Source organism: Amycolatopsis sp. NPDC059021, from assembly GCF_042739895.1.
Classification (GTDB): Bacteria; Actinomycetota; Actinomycetes; order Mycobacteriales; family Pseudonocardiaceae; genus Amycolatopsis.
Map to the genome: position 1 here is coordinate 9,524 of NZ_JBHYIQ010000164.1, position 5,348 is coordinate 14,871.

General features: G+C 69.0%; 3 protein-coding genes and 1 pseudogene. 2 read left to right on the top strand and 2 right to left on the bottom strand.

Features of this window, described 5'->3' with window-relative positions:
• A pseudogene (locus tag ACFWX1_RS46180) lies at positions 1 to 475 on the bottom strand (sugar kinase); the annotation flags it as partial.
• Positions 476 to 597: 122 nt separating this feature from the next.
• On the opposite strand from ACFWX1_RS46180, the gene ACFWX1_RS46185 reads away from it, so the two are divergent.
• Positions 598 to 1,857 carry a trehalase family glycosidase gene (locus ACFWX1_RS46185; RefSeq protein ID WP_378396289.1) on the top strand — a complete coding sequence of 420 codons (1,260 nt, stop codon included), beginning with the start codon at positions 598 to 600 and terminating at the stop codon, positions 1,855 to 1,857.
• On the opposite strand, the gene ACFWX1_RS46190 is transcribed toward ACFWX1_RS46185, so the two are convergent.
• Positions 1,836 to 3,620 (bottom strand): discoidin domain-containing protein, encoded by a 1,785-nt coding sequence (locus tag ACFWX1_RS46190; RefSeq protein WP_378396290.1) that lies wholly within the window; start codon positions 3,618 to 3,620, stop codon positions 1,836 to 1,838. The two genes, ACFWX1_RS46185 and ACFWX1_RS46190, sit on opposite strands and share 22 nt — an antisense overlap.
• Positions 3,621 to 3,907: 287 nt before the next feature.
• Between ACFWX1_RS46190 and ACFWX1_RS46195 the strand changes: the two genes are divergently transcribed.
• Positions 3,908 to 5,098, top strand: coding sequence for a glycoside hydrolase family 105 protein (locus ACFWX1_RS46195; RefSeq protein ID WP_378396291.1), 1,191 nt, complete (start codon positions 3,908 to 3,910; stop codon positions 5,096 to 5,098).
• The last annotated feature ends 250 nt before the right edge of the window (positions 5,099 to 5,348 follow it).

Here is a 5,348-nt window from a genome sequence, read left to right on the forward strand (position 1 = left end):
GGGGCCGGCCCGCCGCGCGCGGGTTTCGCCCGGGCGGGCCCGCCCCCCCCCCGCCGCCGCCCTGGCCGCGGGCGCGCTTCCCGCTCTCGGCGAGAAGCGCGCCGAACCACTTCGCGATGCGGTCGAGCACCGCCTCCGGCCCGTCGGCGACCCGGAGCGGCCCGGCCCGGCGCGCCAGACGACGTCCCGACAGGTCGGTGATCACCGCCTCGGCGTGCATGGTGTCCATCCCGGCCGCGAGCACGACGGCGTGCTGATCGTCGAAGCGCAGATGCCGGGCAGGACGCCCGCCGGTCGAATCCTCCAGCCCGGACTCGGCCAGCAGGCCGGCGTCCTGGAGCACTTCGAGCCTGCCGGTCAGCGTCGAACGGGACAGCCCGCTGAACGTCTGCAACGCCTTCCGTGTGGTGGCCTGACCGGTGCGGACCAGGTGCAACAGCTCGCCGGCACTGGTCGGCGTCGAACCGCCTGTCATCGGTGTCGTCCCCCTCGAGTGTGATGCACATCGTCGCAGTGACCACTTTTGCCCATTGACAAGACATAAGTCGGAGATACGGTGGACATATCAGGGAAACATGGGGCGCGGCGGCCGCGCGAGTGCTCGAGGGCAACTGGATCGGCTCGTCGACCGTGCCCTCCCGCGAGCTGTACCCGCACCAGTGGAGCTGGGACTCCGCGTTCATCGCCTTCGGCCTGCGCCACGTCGCGCCCGAGCGGGCCCGGCGCGAGCTGGTGACGCTGTTCTCCGCGCAGTGGCGCGACGGCCGGGTACCGCACATCCTGTTCAACCCGGACACGCCGCCGGAGGCGTACTTCCCCGGCCCCGGCTTCTGGCAGGCGGGCCGGACCTCGGGCCTGATCCAGCCGCCGGTGCACGCCCGCGCGGTCTGGGCCGTGCATCGAGCCGACCCCGACGGCTCGGCGGCCGAGGCGTTCCTGGGCACGCTGTACCCACGGTTGGTGGCGTGGCACCGCTACCTGACCCGGCACCGCGACCTCGGCGGGCACGGGCTGGTGTCGATCGTGCACCCGTGGGAGTCGGGGATGGACAACAGCCCGGCATGGGACGCTCCGCTTGCGCGAGTCACCCCGGTCGCGGCCACGTCGTTCACCCGGCGCGACCTCGACCACGGCGAGGCCGCCGACCGGCCCAGCGACGAGGACTACGGCCGCTACGTCCGGCTCGCCGCCGAGTACCGCGACTGTGGCTACTCCGACGCTCGCTGGCGCGAGGTGTCCGAGGGCTTCACCGTCGAAGATCCGGGCGTCAACGCGTTGCTGGCCGACGCCGAACTCGCGCTCGCCGAGATCGCCGAAGCCCTCGCCCTCCCCTCGGCCGCCGCGGCGCACCGCGAGTCGGCGGCGCGGATCGCCAAGACGCTGGTGGACACGCTCTGGGACGACGCGGCCGGGTTCTTCTTCGCCCGCGATGTCCGCGCGGATGTCCTTGGTGACAAACACACCTGCGCCGGGCTGATCCCCTTGGTACTGCCCGATCTTCCGGTGGCCCCGGCCTTGCTGGCCACGGCCACCGGCCCGCGGTTCGCGCTCGGCCGGGTGCGGGGCGTGCCCAGCTACGACCTGACCGCCGAGGACTTCGACCCGGCGCGCTACTGGCGCGGGCCCTCGTGGTTCAACGTCGGCTGGCTCGTGCACCGGGGTCTCGTCCGGCACGGTGAGGCCAGCCTGGCCCGGCGTCTCGGCGCGGACCTGGTCGAACTCGCCGGGCAGACCGGCTTCGCCGAGTACACCGACCCGTTCACCGGCGCGGGCCACGGCACGCGTTCCTTCGGCTGGACCGCGGCGCTGACGCTGGATCTCCTGTCGGGCTCGGCTCAGGAAGCCTTGGCGGCGTAGGCCGAGCCGACCCAGGCCTCGTCGATCCGCAGTTGCCGGTACCGTTTCGTGTCGCTCGAGGCCGCCCACGTGCTCGTGACCTGAACACGCACGTAGCGCTTGGTCGCCGCCGGGAGGTCGAGGAACTGCACGCCGCGATGGCTGGGCAGCTGACCGGTTTTCACCGCGCTCCCCCAGTTCCTGCCGTCGTCGGACACGAACACCTGGTAGTCCTTGATCCGCGCCGACTGCTCGGTGTCCGAGCGGGCGTAGCTGACGGAGTCCTCGCGCTGGTTCAGGCCGACGTACTGGACCTTCTTCGCCGCGCCGAGGTCGAAGTCGAGCGAGACCGGGAGGGTTTTGCCGTTGTCCCAGTAGGTCAGGTAATCGCCATCGCCGACGGCCTGCGCCGGGTGGCCGCTCGCGGACGCGCTCGCCTTCTCGGTGACGGTCTTCGGGTCGTACACGCCGTCCCGGCCCGCGGTGTCCACTTTGAACACGGTGTCGTAACTGTCCCAAGAGGACAGTCCGGTCAGCGTGAGACTGCCGCCGCCCTGGGTGAAGGCGATCGGCGCCCCGGTACGCAGATTCGTCACGGCGCGGACCCGGTAGCCGTTGTCGCGGATCTTCAGCGTCGACGTCGAGGGCTTGGTCAGGACGTGGATGTACTGGGTGTCCGGGTTTTCCTTGCCGATCGTGAGCACGCCGTGGGCGCCGTCGTTCCAGAACCCCGGCTGCATTCCGCCGTGCAGGTAACCGCCACCCTCGGTGCCGCCGAGCGAGGGCCAGATGGCGTCGAGGTACCCCTTGGCGAAATTGTTGAACGCCTCCTGCTTGGCCGGGAACCTCCCGTTCACCATTGCGGTTTCGGCCATCAGCGATTTCACCGAGGAGCCGGAATTGCTGATCAGCCTGCCGAGTGTGAGCCGGTAGTCGACCGCCGAATCCGAGCCGCTGTACCACCAGGCGCCGGTGCTCGGCAGCTTGAAGCACGCCTCGGTGAGCCGCGGCTGCGCGGTGTAGATCGCCTGTGGGTAGTCATAAGCCGGGCTCATCCCGGTCTTCTGCTCGTTGCTGATCGTGTCCATGATCGGCGTGTCTTCGTTGTTGTTGGAAAGCAGGTAATCCGGCCGCTGCCGGTAGATCTGAGCGTAGAGGTCGTGCTGTTCCCAGTACGCGTTGTCGTTGTCGATCCAGAACCCGCCGAGGTCGGGATAGTTCTTCATGACCTCGAAGAAGTTGTCGTAGCTGAACTGGCCGAATCCGTCGCGGGTGGTCAGGTCGACGTTGTGGCCCTTGTACTTCGAGTACGCCGCGGAGTCGAGCCATTCGTGACCGCCCTCGTCGTGCCACTGCGGGTCGTCGGTCATGTAGAGGATGACTTTGAGCCCCTGCGGTTTCGCGGCCTTGATCAGCTCGCCGAGGAAGTCCCGTTCAGTGGCACAGCTGCCGGGGATCGCCGACGGCCACGCCCGCGAATAGCCGAGTCTGCTGTGGAACGAGGCCAGCACGAGGTAGGAGGCGTGCAGTTTCTTCGCCTCGCCGACCCAGTACTCCGGCGTCCAGCCGCCATTGGTGATCGCCTTCTCCCAGGCGGCGCAGCTGGTGTACCCGGGCGAGGTCCGCATGCCCCAGTGCAGGAAGAGCCCCGCCTGGCTGTCGCGAAGCCATTTCTGCCGGGGATTCTGCAAGTCCGCCGACGCCGGCGGAGTGAGGCCGAGGATCACCAACAGGAGGGCGAGCGCGACGGTCGTCCCGCGCCGGAGCGAGTGTCTTCCTGACATACCAGGGGGTGTACTCCAGCGCCCACGGGCGGTCAAGGCGACTACCCACCCACCGGGCCATCCCGCCGGAAATATCTGATATATGACACAGAAAATCTGATCGCTCTTGACGTGGGAACTCCCGGGCGAGTAGACGTTCAATCAGGGTAAGCGCTTACGCTCACCCGGCCACCGCCCAGGCGACTCGGTCGCCCCTCGAGCCGGCCGGGATGCCGACGGACGGCGGATCGGCATCCCGGCCACCTTCTTCACCGCGTCACCGGGGCCAGCGCAGGAAAGGACCACGCATGTCCCACCCCCTTGATCCGGCGCGGCTGCCGCGGCGCACGTTCCTGGCTGGCACCCTCGGCGTCGCCGCCGCGGCCGCCCTGCCCGGTGTGGCCGCGGCTCTCCCCGGGCGGCGGCCGCCGGGCGGGGCGGCGGATCTCTCCCGTGCGGTCGTCGACTCCACGATGAAGCGGTTCACCCCCGCCACCATCGGCGGCTGGGGCTACACGCTCGGCCTCTACATGTACGGCCAGTACCTGTGTTACCGGCGCACCGGCGAGAAGAAGTACCTCGACTTCGTCCTCGCGTGGTACGACAGGTTCATCACCGACAGCGGGATTTCCAACGGGTTCACCAACCTCGACGCCATGCGGTCGTGTCAGATGCTCCCGTTGCTGTACACCGAAACCGGCGTCAAGAAGTACAAGACGGCGGCCGATCAGCTGCGCAAACGCTTCCCGGCCTACCCGCGGACCTCCGACGGCGGCATGTTCCACGCGACGAGCAAGGTCGGCCAGCTGTGGGGCGACGGCGTCTACATGGCGCAACCGTTCCTCGCGCTGTACGGGAAGACGTTCGGCGATCCGGGATACTGCTTCGAGGAATCGGCCAAGAACCTCGTGGTGTACTTCAAGCATCTTTCTGAGCCCGGCAAGGGATTGCTGTACCACGCCTACGACGAGGACGGCTCGGAACCGTGGGCGTCCGGGCCGGGACATCACTCGCAGTTCCACTGGGCGCGGGCGATCGGCTGGTTCGGGATGGCCGCCATCGACATCCTCGAAGTGCTACCCGCCGATCATCCCCGCCGCGCCGCGCTCGTCGACATGGTGCGCTTCCTCGCGGCCGGGTACCAGCGGTACCAGGACCCGGCGACCGGGCGCTGGTACCAGATCGTCGACCACGGCGGGGACGCGAAGAACTGGCTGGAAACCTCGGCCTCGTCGATGTACACCTTCACGATCGCCCGCGGTGTCGAGCGCGGCTACCTGCCCGCGTCGTACCAGGCCGTCGCGAACAAGGGCTACGCCGGGGTGCTGCAGAAGGTGTCGCGTGGCTCGGACGGGCTGACGAACGTGGCCGACATCTGCGAGGGCACCAACGTCGGCAACCTGGACTACTACTACGGCCGGGCCCGCAAGACCAACGACTTCCACGGCCTCGGCGCCTTCCTGATCATGAACGAACAATTCATGAAACAGCGCTCCTGAACCCGCACCGGTCTTGCGCCGCCACATGGTCCGTGGGGGCCTCCTTGAGGGACTCTGGGTCCCTCGGGGAGGCCCCCACGGCTTTGCGCTGCGGGCGGCGGGGCGGCTCTGCGCGGCGGCACCGAGGGACGCCCCGGGTTCCGGGCCACGTCGCCGGGGCCGTGGTGGCCCGCAAAGCCGGGGTGGCGGCCCCGGTGGGGGGGATAGAGGAGCGAAGGAGGAGTGGGGGGGGGTAGAGAGATGGTCGACC

What these genes read in the sequence shown, in the direction of transcription:
- ACFWX1_RS46195 (WP_378396291.1), top strand. Translation starts at nt 3,908, where the DNA reads ATGTCCCACCCCCTTGATCCGGCGCGGCTGCCGCGGCGCACGTTCCTG.
- ACFWX1_RS46190 (WP_378396290.1), bottom strand. Translation starts at nt 3,620, where the DNA reads ATGTCAGGAAGACACTCGCTCCGGCGCGGGACGACCGTCGCGCTCGCC.